Genomic DNA, 16,762 nt, shown 5'->3' on the forward strand with positions numbered 1-16,762 from the left:
TGTTTCGTGCAGGATAGCCGTGACCAACTACTCCAGTTCTTCACTCTCAATCTGAGTGACCTGCTGCACACTATTCCAGTTCCAGTAACGCCATGCGTCGGTGCGTGCGAATCTCATCGTCCGGCATGACGGTTAAATCCACTAATGGGAAAGGCTGTTCATACAGCGCTTGTGCCAGCACGGGAGCGGCGAAGCTGTCCAGCCAGCGAAGACTGTAGGGATAAAGACGCGCTCTGCCATAATAAAACAGCAGCGGTACCTAACGGTAAACGATCATGTCCCTGATCCAGATGTTGCTGTCAGGCGGCTTGATGTTTTTCCATTGTCAACCGCGCAGGCGCCGCATCGACATGCAACGCCGGATGACGGCAGAAGCGGACGACGTCACCGACCACCAATAGGCTAGGCGACTGCGGCTGATAACGTGCCAGTAATGCCGGTAACGTCGCCAGCGTTGCCGTCAATAACCGCTGATCTGGTTGGGTGCCGCGTTCGATAATCGCGACGGGCGTCTGGGCTGACAGCCCATGTTCGATCAGGCGCTGGCATAATCGACTGCTGTGACTCAGCCCCATATAAAACACCAGCGTTTGCTGGCTGTCCGCCAGCGTCGGCCAGTCTAGCTGCGGTTCACCATCGCGCGAATGGCCGGTCACGAAGCGCACCGACTGCGCACAGGCGCGGTGGGTCAGCGGTAACCCCACAGCCGCCGCACAGCCTGTCGCGGCAGTAATACCCGGTACCACGTGGCAGACGACCCCGGCCTGCTGGGCATAGTCCATCTCTTCACCGCCGCGACCAAAAATAAACGGATCGCCGCCTTTCAGACGGATCACCCGCTGCCCGGCCTGCGCCAGCTCGACCAACAACTGATTGATTTTTTCCTGTGACAGACGGTGACAGCCGCGCGTTTTTCCGACGTCGATGCACAGCACCTGTTCCGACACCAGATCCATAATCTCCGCCGACACCAGCCGATCATAGACCACCACATCCGCCTGCTGGATTGCCCGCAACGCCTTCAGCGTCAGCAGTTCCACATCCCCCGGCCCTGCGCCCACCAGCCAGATTTCACCGCCGAGCACGGGCTGACGCCGCTGACCTTGTGCCAATATTGATTGTGTTGTCATCATGTCACACCTCATTACGCCGTAGCGCTCAACCTGCTTTCTTCAATTCATTGATCGTTATTGGTACGTGCTGACTCAATAACGCCTTCAGTTCGGGGATACAGGAACCGCAGTTGGTGCCGCATTTCAGCGCGCCGCCTAACGCCGCCACGCTGTGGCACCCCTTACGAATCGCGCCAACAATGATGTCTTCACCGACGCTATAGCAACTGCAAATCGTCGCGCCTTGCTTCGTCTGTCCCTGCGGAGCCTGACCCGCCAACAGCGCATGGCGCTCGTGCGGTAGCTGCGGTGGATGGATAAACGCCTGACACACCGCATCGCTGTCAATGCGCAGCGCCTTTACATTGACATAGCAGGCCAGCACTACGCGGCCATCACGCCAGCCAATCAGGTGAAATATTCCCTTGCCTTGTGCAATCTGACACTGCATGTTCTCCAGACCATACTGTTCAGTCAGCCATGCCTGCCAGTCATCTACCAGCACGCGGTCGGCTAACAGGTACTGCGTTACGCCCTCATGAGGAATCTTGCACCAATAGGTGGCAGGCGGCGGCAGAACGTCATGCTCTGTCGGTAATGTTAATGGCGCTAAAACCGATTCATCGGCAAAAAATAGCGTGGCCTGCCAGGCGGTATGCCAGGGTTGGATACGTACCCGGCTGTGCTTGCTTTCCGGCTGGCCGGAATGGGGATCGGTAATCGGCGCGACTAGACTGTCAACCCGCGCCTGTGCGCTGAACTGCTGGTTCCAGTGCATCGGCACAAATACGCTGCCACGCGCCTGTCCGGCGTCAATCCGTGCCCGCGCCAGCATCCAGCCGTGCGCCGACGACAGGCGTACCAGATCGCCCGCCTGAATATCATGCGTTTGTGCATCCTGCGGGTGCAGTTCGCAGTAAGGTTCACTGATATGACGCATCAGCCGGGCGGCTTTACCGGTACGCGTCATGGTGTGCCACTGATCGCGAATACGCCCGGTGTTCAGCACCAGCGGGTATGCCTCACTCCACAGGCTTTGGGGCTGCGACGGGGTGACCGCCACCAGATGTGCTTTGCCATCGGTATGCCAGAATCTGCCATCGTCACCCAGCCGGGCACGTCCGCGTGGAAATGCCGCATTCACCGGCCACTGTATCGGTTCCAACTGCTGCCACTGCTGATTACTGAGCGTCGCCAGCCCGCTGATATCAAACGCCCGACTGCCGTTATTCTCAAATCCAGATAGCGCCGCATGTTCACGAAAGATATCTGCCGGATGCTGATAGGAAAATGCTGCGGCAAACCCCATACGCTGCGCCACCTGGCTCAGGATCCACCAGTCGGCTTTGGCCTCCCCCGGCGCAGACAGAAAGGCACGCTGACGAGACAACCGGCGTTCGGAATTGGTCACCGTACCGTCTTTTTCTCCCCACCCCAGTGCGGGTAATAAGATATCGGCGGTTTTCGCAGTGTCGGTATAACGCATTATCTCGGAGACGATCACCAGCGGGCAGCGCTCCAGTGCCTGCTTCACCCGGTCAGCATCTGGCATCGACACCACCGGATTGGTGCCCATCACCCACACGGCTTTAACCTCGCCACGTTCAACGGCGCGAAACAGGTCCACCGCATTCAGACCGGGCTGTGTCGCGACGTTATCGCTTTGCCAAAAGCGCCCCACGCGCTCAATATCCTGTGGCGTGAAACCCATGTGGCTGGCAAGCTGATTGGCTAGCCCACCGACTTCCCGCCCGCCCATCGCATTTGGCTGTCCGGTTATCGAAAACGGGCCTGAACCCGATACACCGATTTTGCCGCTCAGCAGATGGACATTGATAATCGCATTACATTTATCGCTGCCCGAGGATGACTGATTAATGCCCTGTGAATAGAGCGTGACCACCTTTTCGCTCGTGTTAAACAGATGATAAAAACGTGCGATATCGGCTTCATCCAACTGACAGAAATCTGCTACCTGTCCCACCGACCATGAATGTGCTGACTGTAATGCCGCTTCCACACCGGAAAAACGCTCCGCCAATTCATCGATATCGATACGCGAATCCTGTGCAATCCAATGCAGCAGGCCGTTAAACAGCCCTGCATCGCTGCCAGGTTGCAGCGGTAAATGCAGATCGGCGATATCGCAGGTGGCGGTACGTCGGGGATCAATCACCACCACCTGCATCTGCGGCCGCTGCTGTTTCGCCTGTGCCAGCCGCTGATACACCACCGGATGTGCCCAGGCAGTATTAGAACCGACAAGCACCACCACATCCGCTAGTTCGATGTCTTCATAACTACAGGGAACGGCGTCCGCTCCCAGCCCACGCTTATAGCCAATCACCGCCGACGCCATGCACAGGCGCGAATTGGTATCCATATTGGCGACGCCAATAAAGCCCTTCATCAGCTTGTTGGCAACGTAGTAATCCTCCGTCAGCAACTGACCTGAACCATAAAACGCCACCGACTGCGGGCCGTGTTGTTGCATAGTCGCCAGCAACCGTTCGGCTACCGTATCAAGCGCTTGTTCCCAGCTAACGCGCCGCCCTTCCACCAGCGGCCACAGCAGACGACCTTTCAAGTCCAGCGTTTCCCCCAGCGCGGAACCTTTGACGCACAGACGCCCCAAATTCGCCGGGTGCATCGGATCGCCGCTGATCGTTATCGCGCCTTGCTCGTCGCGTTCTGCCAGCACGCCACAGCCGACGCCACAATACGGGCAGGTTGTCCGACAGACGCGCGCGGTCATGATGCTTTCGCCATCGCAGCGTCTGCCAGACCGACGCTTTCAGGTACGGCCAGCGGTTGACGGCATACCCAAATCTCGTCGTCTTCCACACGAACCGGCCAGGCACGCACGTATAGTGCACTGTCATCCGGGCTCACACCATCCCGCAGCTTGAAGCGCTTCTTGTACAACGGAGAAATCACCACCGGTTCACCCGCCACATCGCCGATCAGCCCACGGGACAACACATTCGCTCCGCTGCCCGGTTCATGGTTTTCCAGCGCGTACACCTGCTGCTCGCTCCCCGGCAGATGGAACAGCGCGATTTGCTGCTGTCCGAGGCGCGCCGCCATACCGGCATGACGTGGGATATCGCCCAGCATCGCCACCTGTACCCACTCCGCCTCATGCGCGGCGGGTTTCAGAGCAACCGGTTCTGGCGATGCCGCTTTCTCATGATCCTGCGCCGGACGAATCTGTCCACGTTCCGGCACCATCACCACCGCTTCATCCGGGCTATCGCTGTTCAGGAAGCCACGGAATAGCGCCAGACGTTCCGGGCTTTCCAGCGTGGTTTGCCATTCACACTGGTAGGCCTCCACTACGCGTTGCATCTCTTTATCTAACTCTTCGCCGATATGCAGACTGTCTTCCAGAATCACCTCGCGCAGATAGTCGATACCGCCTTCAAGATTATCCATCCAGGTACTGGTACGCTGGAGGCGATCGCCGGTGCGGATATAGAACATCAAGACCCGATCGATAGTGCGCAGCAGGGTTTCCGTATCCAGATCGCTGGCGAAGAGATCCGCATGGCGCGGTTTCATGCCGCCATTGCCACACACGTAGAGATTCCAGCCTTTATCGGTGGCAATCACGCCGATATCTTTGCTCTGTGCTTCTGCACATTCGCGGGTACAACCAGACACCGCCATTTTTATCTTATGCGGTGAACGCAGCCCCTTGTAACGGTGCTCCAGTTGAATCGCCAGCCCGGTGGAATCCTGCACGCCGTAGCGGCACCAGGTCGATCCCACGCAGGATTTCACGGTACGCAGCGATTTGCCGTAGGCATGGCCGGTTTCAAATCCGGCATCGATCAGCTCACGCCAGATCGCTGGTAGCTGTTCCAACCGCGCACCGAATAAGTCCACCCGCTGACCGCCGGTGATCTTGGTGTACAGGTTATAGCGCTGCGCGACCTGCCCGATGGCGATCAGTCCTTCCGGCGTGATCTCGCCCGCCGGCACGCGCGGCACCACGGAATAGGTGCCGTCTTTTTGGATGTTGGCGAAGAAACGATCGTTGGTATCCTGCAACGGCAGATGTTGCGGTTGCAGTAGATAGTCATTCCAGCAGGATGCCAGTATTGACCCCACCAACGGCTTACACACTTCACAGCCTAAACCGTGGCCGTAACGCGCAAGGAGGCTGTCGAACGAGCGAATCTCATGCACGCGAATCAGGTGGTACAACTCCTGACGCGAATAGGCGAAGTGCTCACAAATATCCTTTTTCACTTCGACGCCCAACTGCGCCAGTTCATACTCCATCACCTGCTTAAGCAACGGTACACAGCCGCCACAGCCCGTTCCCGCTTTAGTGCAGGTTTTCAGCGCGCCCAGTTCGCCGCAGCCGCCCGCCACGGCCGCCGAAATATCGCCCTTGCTGACGTTGTGACAGGAACAAATCTGTGCGCTGGCGGGTAACGCCGCGACACCCAGCCCTTTTGGCGCATCGCCAGAGCGTGCAGGCAAAATCAGGCTTTCTGGCTGTTTAGGCAACGGCATATCGTTAAGCATCATTTGCAGCAGCGTGCTGTAATCGCTGCTGTCGCCAATCAATACCGCCCCCAGTAAACGCTTGCCGTCAGCAGAGACGACAATTTTCTTGTAGATCTCGTTTGGGCCGTCCGTCCACTGGTAGCTTTGGCTGCCCGCTGTGCGCCCGTGCGCATCGCCAATCGAGGCGACGTCAACGCCCAGCAGCTTCAGCTTGGTGCTCATGTCTGCGCCGGTAAATGGCGTATCGCGCTGTGCCAGCGTGTCAGCCACGCTGCGTGCCATCTGGTAGCCCGGCGCCACCAGTCCAAAAATCTGCCCTTTCCACAGTGCGCACTCGCCAATGGCGAAAATCGCGTCATCCGACGTCTGGCATTGATCGTCAATCACAATGCCGCCGCGTGGCCCTTTCTCTAAATCACAGCTATCCGCCAGTTTGTCACGCGGACGAATCCCGGCGGAAAACAGCACCAAATCAGTTTCCAATACGCTGCCGTCAGCAAAACAGAGGCGATGCAACGCCTGCTCGCCGTCAGTAATTTCCCGTGTTTCTTTGCTGACATGAATCTGTACGCCCAGTGCTTCAATCTTGCGCCGCAGCATGGCGGCACCACCATCATCCAGTTGTACCGCCATCAGGCGCGGTGCAAACTCCACTACATGCGTATCCAGCCCCAGTTGACGCAGGGCGTTTGCCGCTTCCAGCCCCAGTAATCCCCCCCCAATCACCACACCGGACTTAGCCTTTTTCGCCTGTGCCGCAATCGCATCCAGATCGTCCAATGTACGATAGACCAGACAGCCGGGGCGCGTGTTGCCGGGAATCGGCGGAACAAAGGCATAAGACCCCGTCGCCAGCACCAGTTTGTCGTAGGCGGTTTCTCTGCCCTGTGCATCGCACACGCATTGACGTTCCCGATCGATAGCCACGATCTCGCTGGCGCTGCGTAGCTCAATACCGCTCTCGGCAAAAAAGCCGTCTTTTACCAGCGATAAAGAGGCGGCGCTGCGGCCGGAAAAATACTCGGAGAGATGAACGCGGTCATAGGCTTCATGACGTTCTTCGCCAAAGACGACGATATGGTAGTGCCGATGCAGGTCGCGCTCGACCAGTTGTTCAAGAAAATAGTGGCCGACCATACCGTGGCCGACGACCACCAAAATCGGTTTGCTCATGACAGGAATCCTTACAGCTTCAGGCTGTGGGTCAGAATCGGAGGAAGAAAGACCGAAAAGCAGCGAGGCAGGCAGAAGCCTCTCGCCTTCAGTGATGCTATCCATCGCGGCCAGCAGACGCTGGCTGTCGTCAGTGTCGCCATACAGCAGGACGCCGCTCAGCCGCCCGTCGCGAACGAGCAGACGACGGTAGTGCTGCGTCTGCGGATCAAACAGGGTGTACACCTCATCATCCGGTGCCACGTTAATATCGCCGCCGCTGACCACGCCAATTCCCGTGACTTTCAGCCGCGTCGCCGCTTGCTCACGCTGATAATCTTTCGGCGCGTGTCCGGCCAGGCGCTGTGCCGCCAGCGTGGCATGGGCGAAACATGGGGCAACCAGCCCGAAAGTTTCACCATTGAGTTCACAGCATTCGCCAATCGCGCTGATGCACGGGTCGGCAGTTTGCAGCTGTCCGTCCACCAGAATGCCGCGGTTACAAGGCAAGCCACACTCGCGTGCCAGTTGGCTGGCGGGAATCACGCCCGCCGTCACCACCACCAGCCCGGCTGGGATCGTGCGGCCATCCGCCAGAGCGACAGCCGTTACGCCATGTTCATCACCGTGCAGCGCCGCAACCTGCACATCCGTCTCGCAGGCAATACCACGCTCACGCAGGCTGACGCACAACAGATCGCTTGCCGTCGCATCCAACTGACGCTCCATCAGAATCGGGGTGCGGTGCAATAAGGTGACGTCGGCACCGCGCAGTCTCAGCGCAGCCGCCGCTTCAATGCCGAGCAAACCTCCGCCAATCACCACCGCAGGAACGGACTGGCGAATCGTCATCAACATCAGCTCAACGTCATCCAGCGTGCGGAAGCCGCACACGCCCGCCAGATCGATACCGGGCATCGGTGGCATAAACGGTGTGGAGCCAGTCGCCAGTACAAGATGATCGTAATGCAGTTGCCGGTGGGTCGTTGTCACCTCACGCTGCTGGCGATCGATATGGGTTACCCGCTCACCCAGCAGATAATTCACTGGCAGCGCCGCATCATCGTCGATAGCCGCAGGCATCAGCAGGGTATCCACGAACGCCTTTTCACCGCCCAATACCGGCGACAGCAGAATGCGGTTGTAGCTGGTGCGCGGTTCATCACCAATCACAGTGATGCGGTAGCGTATCGCAGCCAGTTGCCGCAACGTATCGACAAATCGCGCACTCGCCATCCCATTACCAATCACAATCAGATGCGGTTTCATCATCGTTCCGATCTCGCGGTCAGGCTGCTTTCGACTGTTTTTCATATAAGAAATGCAGCACCTGTTGGCGGTAGTGGTGATAGCGTGGATCGTCAGCCAGCGAGACGCGCGAACGCGGGCGTTCCAACTCGACCGCCATGATTTCACCAATCGTCGCCGCCGGGCCGTTGGTCATCATCAGCACGCGATCCGATAACAGCACCGCTTCGTCGACATCGTGCGTAATCAGCACAATCGTGGTTTGCAACCGCTGCTGAATCTCCATCACCGCATCCTGAAGATGTGCGCGGGTGAGCGCATCCAGCGCGCCGAACGGTTCATCCATCAGCAGCACTTTCGGCTTCATGGCCAGCGCACGGGCAATCCCCACACGCTGTTTCATTCCGCCGGAGATTTCATTCGGCCGCTTATTCAGCGCATGCCCCATGTGCACCAGTTCCAGATTGTGGGTAATCCATTCATGCATCTCGTGCTTGTTCATCTGCCCGCGAAATACCTGGCGTACCGCCAACGCGACGTTTTCGTAGGTGGTCAACCACGGTAGCAGCGAGTGGTTCTGAAATACCACGCCACGCTCTGGCCCTGGGCCGTCGATTTCACGGTTGTCGCACAACAAGCCGCCGCTGCTCGGCAGCGTCAGGCCAGCAATCAGATTCAATAACGTAGATTTACCGCAGCCAGAGTGGCCGATCAGGCTGATCGTCTCACCGGTGTGAATATCAAAACTCACCTGATCCAGTGCCAGAAACTCACCGCTGGCGGTATTGAAACGCTGGCTCACCTGTTGCACTTGAATAATCGGTGTTGTACGCATCGTCGGCTCCTTAGCGGTTGTCATAGCTGAAACGGTTAGCAATCCACACCAGTCCCTGCTCAAGCAGCAGACCGATAACGCCAATCACTACGATGGCGATGATGATGTTTTCTACATTCAGGTTGTTCCACTCATTCCAAATCCAGAAGCCGATACCGACGCCGCCCGTCAACATCTCCGCGGCCACAATCACCAGCCAGGCGACGCCAATCGACAGGCGCGCGCCGGTCAACACGTTAGGCAGCACCGCAGGCAGCAGGATTTTGCGCATGATGGTGAATTCGGAGAGCTTCAGGACCCGCGCCACGTTCAGGTAATCCTGTGGGATGCGTCGCACGCCTTCGGCGGTGTTGAGGATCATCGGCCAGATGGAACAGATGAAAATGGTCCAGCTCGATGCCGGTTCCGCGCGCTGGAACAGCAGCAGCCCGATAGGCAACCACGCCAGCGGACTGACCGGACGCAGCAGCGAAATGATCGGGTTAAGCATGTTGGCCAGAAAGGTAAAACGACCGATCAGGAAACCCGTGGGAATGCCGACCAGCGCCGCCAGTCCAAAACCGATACCGACACGTTGCAGCGAGGCCAGAACGTTCCAGCCAATGCCCTGATCGTTTGGCCCGGCGATATAAAACGGATCGGCGAAGAGGCTGAGCGCCGCAAGCCAGGTCGTCCACGGCGTCGGAAAGTTCTCGCTGTTGAGCGCAGCAATCTGCCAAACGGTAATCAGCAAACCCAGCCCCAATACCGCAGGGAAAAGCGACTGAAACAGCTTACGCAACAGCGGTCGGTAGGCGAAAGCCGATGTTGCCGGTGCTTTTTCAGGTGTCGCCGGTTTGGTTGGCAGCGGCATAATTTCAGCGCTGTGTACCGTTTCCGGGGCGTTATCCGCAGCAATCGGGATGATTCGGGCCTGGTTTTTCATCATCAACCTCACTTATTTCTTCACGCTAAAACTGTTGGCATACCCCGCTGGATCGCTACCATCCCAGCGGCGTCCATCGATAAGCACGCTGCTGCGCATGTCGCTACCAGGCAACGGCACACTCCCCACAGCCTCGGCCGCCTGCTTGTAGATATCAATGCGGTTAACCTGCTTCGCGACGGCCAGATAATCCGGCGCTTCGGTGAGTAAGCCCCAGCGTTTGTGCTGGGTGAGGAACCACATGCCGTCGGACAGGTACGGGTAGTTCACGGAACCGCCGTGGTAGAAACGCATTGCGTGCTCGTCTTTCCAGCTTTTCCCCAGTCCGTTTTCGTACTGCCCCAGCATGCGTCCGACGATGGTGTCTTCTTTGGCATTGATGTACGCACGTCCGGCAACGACGCCTGCTGTTTCGCGGCGGTTATCGTCCGAGGCGTCAATCCAGCGCGACGCATCGAGAATTGCGGCAGTCAGCGCACGGGCGCTGTTCGGGTTGGCATTCGCCCAATCGGCACGAGTACCCAGTACTTTTTCTGGATGATCCGGCCAAATATCCTGCGAGGTGGCGGCAGTAAAGCCGATTTTTTCGCTGATGGCACGCTGGTTCCACGGCTCGCCAACGCAGTAGCCGACCATGTTGCCAATTTTCATGTTCATCACCATTTGCGGTGGCGGCACCACCACGGTGCGCACGTCATTCAACGGGTGAATTCCGGCGGAGGCCAGCCAGTAGTAGAGCCACATGGCGTGCGTACCGGTCGGGAAGGTTTGCGCGAAGGTGTGCGTGCCCGCTGGGCTGGCGGCAATATATTTTTGCAACGCAGCGAGATCCGTGACGTTGGCTTCACGCAGTTGGTTTGCCAGCGTGATCCCTTGTCCGTTCTGGTTGAGCGTCATCAATGCCGCCATGTTGCTCTGCGCACCGGACAGCCCCATTTGCAGGCCGTACAGCTGACCATACAGAATATGTGCCGCGTCCAGCTCGCCCGACACCAGTTTGTCGCGTACCGCCGCCCAACTGGCTTCCTTGCTGGGAAAAATCGTGATGCCGTATTTCTTATCGAAACCTTTGACTGCCGCCATTACGACCGAGGCGCAGTCCGTCAACGGGATAAAACCGACCCGGATTTCCTTTTTCTCCGGCGCGTCGGAACCCGCGGCCCACGCGCTATTCATCAACCCTGGCAGCATCAGACTGCCTCCCAGTGCAGCACTCCCCAACAGAAACTGGCGGCGAGAGACGGTCATGCTTTTGGTTTTGGAATCACTCATCAACGGCACCCTTGCGCAAAACACCTTTTCAGGCGGTAAAAACAAAAACGGCGTCCACAAGCCCATGCAGAATTTGCACGCTTATGGACGCCGTTGTCCGATTAACACCTTCCGCACCGCCGTTGGCACGAAACGCATTATGAATGTTTGGTTATTGCTCATAAGTTAAAGCAAGGGTTGTGCCAGTTATCACAGTTTTACATATTGCCGAGGGGAATGGTTTAATCGAAAGGTGAACTAAAATTTCGGTAACCACATGTAATTTATGGTGATTATTTCGTGCGCGAGAATATTGCCATTTCTATGCTACGTCGTAGCACGCGCCCGACACGGGGCGCTCAGTCGCCGCCGCCCCGTGACACGTGGCTTTTTCGCGAGAAATAACGTCGCTACGCGATACCTTCAGAAAAAACAGCCTCTTAACGGACCGCCGTTGACGCGTTCCCGACGCGGCAACGGCTTTCGCGGCTTCCCTGCCGCTCATCCTAAGCCTGTTTTTTCTTCAGCGTTATTTACGCTCATCACAACACAACGACAGAGAGAACCAGCTACGCACGAAACCACCTCATACTTCTGGTACTCCGTTATTTTACCTCCCACGAGGGCACTCCTTGCACCGCCAACTGGCAGAACACGCACAGTTCATGTGCATATACCTCTTAAAGGGTATCCCCGAATACATCGGCTACCGCGAGCATCGCGGTGGCGATGTCGATCAGCTTTTTATTCTGGCTCATCGCCATGCGGCGCAGGGTTTTGTAGGCCTCTTCTTCACTTAATCCGCGGTGCTGCATCAGCAAGCCCTTCGCACGGTCGATCTGTTTTCTTTCATTTAAGGTAGCTCGCAGCGCGGCTAATTCATGATCTTGCGCCTGTAAGCGCCGCGACTGTTGTTGCACCAGCGACAGCAGCGAACGTCCCAGTTGTGGGCTGACGCCATCACTGTGCAGCCAGCCGGAAGGCGCACTCTGCCCTTCCACATCGTGACCAGCGATAAATATCGAATAGCCAGGATCGCCCTTCTCCTGCTGCGCCATCAGTTCTTCGAGATCCGCTCGCTGATCGCTGCATGCCTTCTCCGCAGCCGCAATACGGGTACGGCAGCGCTGCATCAGCGTCAGCTCCAGCTCATCTTCCATCTGTTTCATTTCATCGATGCGCCGCGTGGCAATCGAAAACCAGTGTAGGCTGTCGGCTTCTGATAGCTTTTCTATTGGGCTGCGGGTGCACACAATGCGGCGCAGGCGCTCAAATTCGCTGTCTATCGCAATAGCATTCCAGCGCTGCTGGTTTTCTTCATCGCTAAAATTCAGGAAGGTATCAAAACAGCGCTCCTGTCGTTCAATCAAATCCAGCAACTTTTGTCGGGTTTCTTCATCAACGCTGCCCGCACCATAAGCCGCCGCACCAACCGCACGCTCCTGTCCTGCCAACTCTTTCCCCTGCATAAAGCTGAACATGGCAATCAACGCGCGGGAAATTCCCGGATCAGCTGCCGTATCCGACACTTCAAAAACCAGCGCCAGCAGGTTGCGGACAATGTCGTTGAAAAATGTCATGGCCTGTGGCTGAGGCAGCAGACGCTGGCGGATCTGCTGGCGCAGTGCGGGAAGCAGGCTCAGCGCATAGACTACGCTAGCGACACGGCTGAATAAGCGGCTTGCCTGCGGCAATTCCGCCGTCATTTTTTCCAATCCAGCCAGATGCGTCATCAAGTGCGTCTGCGCCGTCTGCACATCTTTCTCACGTAGCACCAGTTCGTCTGCGAAAAATCGGCCATCAGAACAAAGAAACAGGTTGGCCGTTCCTCGTTCGCGCTGCAATAGATGCACGAGCTGGCTGATTTTTCCCACCAGTTCACCACTTTGCAGCAGGTAGCGCAGGCTGTTCAACTCACACTGGCGCGAGGCAAGTAAAAATCGAATTGTCGTTGAAGGCTCCGCCACCATCAATGTCTCTCCTGAAAAAAGCACATTCAGAAAGATGCAATTAGCACGCCAGTTACCTCACGCATCAACAGGAAAAAAGCAGCAACACATGCCGATCTCTGTTTAATATTCAGCCTGGATACCGCTATCGCTGATACAATCGGGCAGACGATATCCGCCTCGGGCGCGAGAATGCAGACGCAGCGCCCCAATCGGGTACTTTCTTTAACCTGACATCAGACGACGATATGACAACCCCCAGACAGGACAAAGCCCCGTGGTGGCGTCAGGGGAAAACCCCGGACTACCGTTTTTCATTAGCGAATGAACGCACCTTTCTTGCATGGATTCGCACCGCGCTGGCGTTTCTCGCGGGTGCGGTCGGTATCGATCAATTTACCGTTCATATCGATCCGCTGGTGCGTCAAGGGCTGGCTCTGTTGCTGGTCGTCTGCGCCGCGCTGCTCGGCGCTCTGGCCTATCGTCGTTGGGTCAGCAATGAGAAAGCAATGCGGCAGGAAAACGATATGCCGTATACGCCGATGTTGCTGATCGTGACGCTGTTTATCACCCTTATTGCCATCGCGCTTGCCGCTATGATTCTGTTCGGGTAACACATGGAAACGACGCGCGATCCAGGGTTACAACCACAGCGAACCGGCATGGCCTGGTCACGCACACTGTTTGTGATGCTGGTCAACAGCCTGCTGTGTTTTCGTCTGAGCATAGTGGACAGCAGCCGTGTGGTGTTTGCCTGCGCCATCCTGCTCTTGTGCGTTGCTGCCCTGATGTCGATACTGGCGATTCTACGCTATCGTCTTAACGCCCGTTGCCAGTCGGTACTGTCACGCGCCAGCCACGAGCTGATCATACTCACATCGTCGTCCCTTGTGCTCACCGCACTGCTCTTGCTGCTGCATTTCAGCGGCGTGTGGTAAGCCCTGGCTTTATATAATCTTTTTTTTTGAAGAAAGGCGGTGAAGCCCAAACGCACTTCACCGCTTAGGCTGGCTATTCGATCGAACTTTCCGGGAACAGGAAGGGATTGATGCTACTGCGAGAAAAGCCTTCTTCCTCCATTTTCACATCCAGCACCAGCGAAGCCAGATCGTCGGCAACGGCTTCCACACGGTGATCTTTTTCCTGATATAGCAGCTTCAGATACGTGCCGCAGTGGCCGCAGCTTTCCGCTTTGATTGCGGAATTTTCGCTATCCAGCGACCAGTAGTTGAGTTCGCTCGACGCTTCACAGTTGCTGCATTTCACCCGCACCATGTGCCATTCGCTCTCGCACAGATTACAGTGCAGATAACGCAGTCCGCTGGACGTGCCTAACTGCACCACGCCCGATACCGGAATACTGCCGCACACGGGGCAGAACTGGCGGTGTTCGCCGGGTACCGCATGCGCTTTGCCGGGCAGAAGGCTTGCCATCTGAGCCCAGAAAAGCGACAACGCCGCCCAGATGAATGGGGCTTTATCATTGTTTTCAGCACGAAATTCGTGTTGCAGCAGCGCGGTAGCCTGCTCTTCCAGCTCCTGCTGTGAGGTTTTTTCCAGATTCTCCAGCGTGGATAATACCTGTCCGCTGGTATCCGGTTTCAATTCTTCAATCAGCGCACGCAGCAGCGTGTGCCAATGTGCATCACGCGGAAATACCGCGATATCGAGCGGCGGACGTTCGCCGGATTGTTGCAGCACGTCACTCAAATCAAGCTGCAACGGATGATCATGCAGCACCTTCTGCTGTGCTTCCACCACGCCCGCGGCGAAGGTAAGGTAATCCCCCAGCGGGTGATCTTCAGCGAGCTGACGCAGACGCTCCGCGCGGCTACTGTACAGGCTTTTTAGATTGGCAAAAAGCAGAGGAGGAATATGCCCTTCCGACGTTGATTTTTCATTCTGTTCTAGCTGTTCCTGAGGAACAATACGAATACTCATCAGGGTGGTTTTTCCTGTTGTTTACGTTGTCTATCCGATAGATGTCGGGGTGCAGGAAGGCCGCCAGCGCGGTCTGGGTATAATCGCTAATGCCAATCGCTTAAAGATCGAGATACTCGGGGCGACCACAGGGGTGAGGCCTCCCTGCGGGAACCTCCCCCTGTGTTTCCCCTAAAAACGAGCTTAAATGATCAGCATTCGGGTATCGCTCACCTTTAACCGGGATTATACGTATCGTGCCTGACGACTTCCTGATTTCCGGCAAGGTTATGGCTGTTTTTCGCCATCAATGCCGTCACCTTCCACCATGGCGGAAACAGTAGCAGAAAAATGGCACACATCTCCACACCTCTAAAGGGATGAGCGCGCCAAACACTCACCTATCAGCGCCCGAATCAGCGATGCCAATACGATCACGCTGTGTTCGCAGCGCTCGTCCCAGCCATAAGAGGCGTTGAAACGGAAGTAGCAATCGTATTTGTCGCTGGCCGTGAACATTTTCCCCGGCGCAATGCTGATGCCCCGCATCAACGCTCGGCGGTATAGCTCCGTGCTGCTGACGCCTTCAGGCAGTTCCAGCCAAAGAAAATAACCGCCTTGCGAATGATTAATGCGGACGTCGCCCGGAAAGTGTCGGCGTAGTGACTGTAATGCAGCATGTTTGCGCTGCTCCAGCGCCCGCCGTAAGCGGCGCAGATGGCTATCATAGCTGCTGGTTGCCAGATAATCCGCAATCGCCAGTTGCATAGGGGCGCTGGTTGATAATGTACTCATCAGCTGTAAACGCTGAATATTTCCCGCATAACGCCCTGCCGCCACCCAGCCGATGCGGAACCCTGCCACCAGATTTTTAGAAAACGAAGAACAGTGCAGAATTGTCCCTTTTTTATCCAATGCCTTCGCGGGCAGCGGGCGTTGCAGCCCCGTGTAAAGCTCGCTGTAGACATCATCTTCTACCAGCCCGACGCCATGTTTTTCCAGCATCGCCACCAGCCGCTGTTTCTTCTCCCAGGACAACGTGCAACCGAGCGGGTTATGAAAATTGGTCATCAGCCAGCAGGCTTTGATCGGGTAGTCATTCAGCGCCTGCTGTAATGCATCAAGGTCGATACCCTGTTGCGGATCGGTCGCAATGGCAATGGCCTTGAGTTTAAGACGTTCAATCGCCTGTAGCGCGCCATAAAACGCGGGAGATTCGATCACCACGTAATCGCCCGGTTCCGTCAGCACCTGAAGACTGAGATTAAGGGATTCCATCGCGCCCGCTGTGATCACAATTTCATCAGGCGAAACGGCGATCCCCTGTGACGCATAGCGCTGGGCGATGTTCTTCCTCAGGCTCTCATTACCCGGCGGCAAATTATCCAGCGCGCTGTGTGGCTGCATATGACGCGCTACCGAGGCCAGCGAGCGCGTTAACTGGCGCTGTGGAAAGAGCTGCGGATCGGGAAACGCCGATCCGAACGGCATCACCGCCGGATCTTTGCTGGCTTGAAGCACGTCAAAAATAAACGCGTTGACGTCCACATCCTCGGTAAGCTGCACGCGCTCCTGCCCCACGGGCGAATGCAGGCTATCTGCGGGTAGTGCTGACAGCTGTGGTGCCGCGTAATACCCCGACTGTGGACGCGACACAATCAATCCCTGACTTTCCAGCAACTGATACGCGTGCAGCACGGTCATCAGGCTCATACCCGAATGCAGTGATTTCTCCCGCAGCGAGGGCAGTTTGTCGCCCGGCTGCCAAATCCCTTCCTGAAGCTGCTCACGGATCTGGTGAGCGAGCTGTTCAAACTTTGCCATAGCGCTACGATTTCGCTGGGTGAAGCGG

The 16,762-nt window shown here is 56.8% G+C and carries 12 protein-coding genes and 1 pseudogene; 2 read left to right on the plus strand and 11 right to left on the minus strand.

Translation table 11 applies throughout. The annotated features are described in order from the left end of the window. Positions 1–76: 76 nt before the first annotated feature. The 8 genes and pseudogenes from ACKQAD_RS03260 to ACKQAD_RS03295 all read right to left on the minus strand — a co-directional run. Positions 77–299: pseudogene (locus ACKQAD_RS03260) on the minus strand (Rpn family recombination-promoting nuclease/putative transposase); the annotation flags it as partial. Continuing rightward, complete coding sequence (cobA, locus tag ACKQAD_RS03265) at positions 300–1,133, minus strand: uroporphyrinogen-III C-methyltransferase (protein WP_409158824.1); 834 nt, start codon at positions 1,131–1,133, stop codon at positions 300–302. 25 nt (positions 1,134–1,158) lie between these two features. Beyond that, positions 1,159–3,867, minus strand: a complete 2,709-nt coding sequence (locus ACKQAD_RS03270; RefSeq protein ID WP_409158825.1) for a molybdopterin-dependent oxidoreductase — start codon at positions 3,865–3,867, stop codon at positions 1,159–1,161. After that, entirely contained in the window at positions 3,864–8,051 is a 4,188-nt protein-coding gene (nirB, locus tag ACKQAD_RS03275; RefSeq protein WP_409158984.1) for a nitrite reductase large subunit NirB, read from the minus strand. Before nirB ends, ACKQAD_RS03270 begins: the two co-directional genes overlap by 4 nt. A 19-nt stretch (positions 8,052–8,070) precedes the next feature. After that, entirely contained in the window at positions 8,071–8,865 is a 795-nt protein-coding gene (locus ACKQAD_RS03280) for an ABC transporter ATP-binding protein (protein WP_409158826.1), read from the minus strand. Positions 8,866–8,875: 10 nt separating this feature from the next. Next, the gene (ntrB, locus tag ACKQAD_RS03285) at positions 8,876–9,790 is read right to left on the minus strand and encodes a nitrate ABC transporter permease (RefSeq protein WP_409158985.1); all 915 of its coding nucleotides are present in this window, start codon (positions 9,788–9,790) and stop codon (positions 8,876–8,878) included. A gap of 12 nt (positions 9,791–9,802) precedes the next feature. After that, complete coding sequence (locus ACKQAD_RS03290; RefSeq protein WP_409158827.1) at positions 9,803–11,062, minus strand: CmpA/NrtA family ABC transporter substrate-binding protein; 1,260 nt, start codon at positions 11,060–11,062, stop codon at positions 9,803–9,805. A 659-nt stretch (positions 11,063–11,721) separates the two neighbouring features. Further along, a complete protein-coding gene (locus tag ACKQAD_RS03295) occupies positions 11,722–13,011 on the minus strand; it encodes a nitrate- and nitrite sensing domain-containing protein (protein WP_409158828.1) in 1,290 nt (429 codons plus the stop codon). A gap of 227 nt (positions 13,012–13,238) precedes the next feature. On the opposite strand from ACKQAD_RS03295, the gene ACKQAD_RS03300 reads away from it, so the two are divergent. Together ACKQAD_RS03300 and ACKQAD_RS03305 are read left to right on the plus strand one after the other, a co-directional pair. Beyond that, entirely contained in the window at positions 13,239–13,604 is a 366-nt protein-coding gene (locus ACKQAD_RS03300) for a YidH family protein (protein WP_409158829.1), read from the plus strand. 3 nt (positions 13,605–13,607) lie between these two features. After that, positions 13,608–13,928 (plus strand): DUF202 domain-containing protein, encoded by a 321-nt coding sequence (locus ACKQAD_RS03305; protein WP_409158830.1) that lies wholly within the window; start codon positions 13,608–13,610, stop codon positions 13,926–13,928. 73 nt (positions 13,929–14,001) lie between these two features. On the opposite strand, the gene fdhE is transcribed toward ACKQAD_RS03305, so the two are convergent. The 3 genes from fdhE to ACKQAD_RS03320 form a co-directional block, all read right to left on the minus strand. Next, complete coding sequence (gene fdhE / locus ACKQAD_RS03310; RefSeq protein ID WP_409158831.1) at positions 14,002–14,931, minus strand: formate dehydrogenase accessory protein FdhE; 930 nt, start codon at positions 14,929–14,931, stop codon at positions 14,002–14,004. A gap of 215 nt (positions 14,932–15,146) precedes the next feature. Continuing rightward, the gene (locus ACKQAD_RS03315) at positions 15,147–15,272 is read right to left on the minus strand and encodes a hypothetical protein (RefSeq protein WP_409158832.1); all 126 of its coding nucleotides are present in this window, start codon (positions 15,270–15,272) and stop codon (positions 15,147–15,149) included. A 10-nt stretch (positions 15,273–15,282) separates the two neighbouring features. After that, the gene (locus ACKQAD_RS03320) at positions 15,283–16,734 is read right to left on the minus strand and encodes an aminotransferase-like domain-containing protein (RefSeq protein WP_409158833.1); all 1,452 of its coding nucleotides are present in this window, start codon (positions 16,732–16,734) and stop codon (positions 15,283–15,285) included. Positions 16,735–16,762: the final 28 nt, after the last annotated feature.

The organism is Pectobacterium artocarpous (assembly GCF_046159765.1).
In the GTDB taxonomy this organism is placed as follows: domain Bacteria; phylum Pseudomonadota; class Gammaproteobacteria; order Enterobacterales; family Enterobacteriaceae; genus Pectobacterium.

What these genes read in the sequence shown, in the direction of transcription:
- ACKQAD_RS03290 (WP_409158827.1), bottom strand. Translation starts at nt 11,062, where the DNA reads ATGAGTGATTCCAAAACCAAAAGCATGACCGTCTCTCGCCGCCAGTTT.
- nirB (WP_409158984.1), bottom strand. Translation starts at nt 8,051, where the DNA reads ATGAAACCGCATCTGATTGTGATTGGTAATGGGATGGCGAGTGCGCGA.
- ACKQAD_RS03305 (WP_409158830.1), top strand. Translation starts at nt 13,608, where the DNA reads ATGGAAACGACGCGCGATCCAGGGTTACAACCACAGCGAACCGGCATG.
- ntrB (WP_409158985.1), bottom strand. Translation starts at nt 9,790, where the DNA reads ATGAAAAACCAGGCCCGAATCATCCCGATTGCTGCGGATAACGCCCCG.
- ACKQAD_RS03280 (WP_409158826.1), bottom strand. Translation starts at nt 8,865, where the DNA reads ATGCGTACAACACCGATTATTCAAGTGCAACAGGTGAGCCAGCGTTTC.
- ACKQAD_RS03315 (WP_409158832.1), bottom strand. Translation starts at nt 15,272, where the DNA reads ATGTGTGCCATTTTTCTGCTACTGTTTCCGCCATGGTGGAAGGTGACG.
- ACKQAD_RS03295 (WP_409158828.1), bottom strand. Translation starts at nt 13,011, where the DNA reads ATGGTGGCGGAGCCTTCAACGACAATTCGATTTTTACTTGCCTCGCGC.
- ACKQAD_RS03270 (WP_409158825.1), bottom strand. Translation starts at nt 3,867, where the DNA reads ATGACCGCGCGCGTCTGTCGGACAACCTGCCCGTATTGTGGCGTCGGC.
- fdhE (WP_409158831.1), bottom strand. Translation starts at nt 14,931, where the DNA reads ATGAGTATTCGTATTGTTCCTCAGGAACAGCTAGAACAGAATGAAAAA.
- cobA (WP_409158824.1), bottom strand. Translation starts at nt 1,133, where the DNA reads ATGATGACAACACAATCAATATTGGCACAAGGTCAGCGGCGTCAGCCC.
- ACKQAD_RS03300 (WP_409158829.1), top strand. Translation starts at nt 13,239, where the DNA reads ATGACAACCCCCAGACAGGACAAAGCCCCGTGGTGGCGTCAGGGGAAA.
- ACKQAD_RS03320 (WP_409158833.1), bottom strand. Translation starts at nt 16,734, where the DNA reads ATGGCAAAGTTTGAACAGCTCGCTCACCAGATCCGTGAGCAGCTTCAG.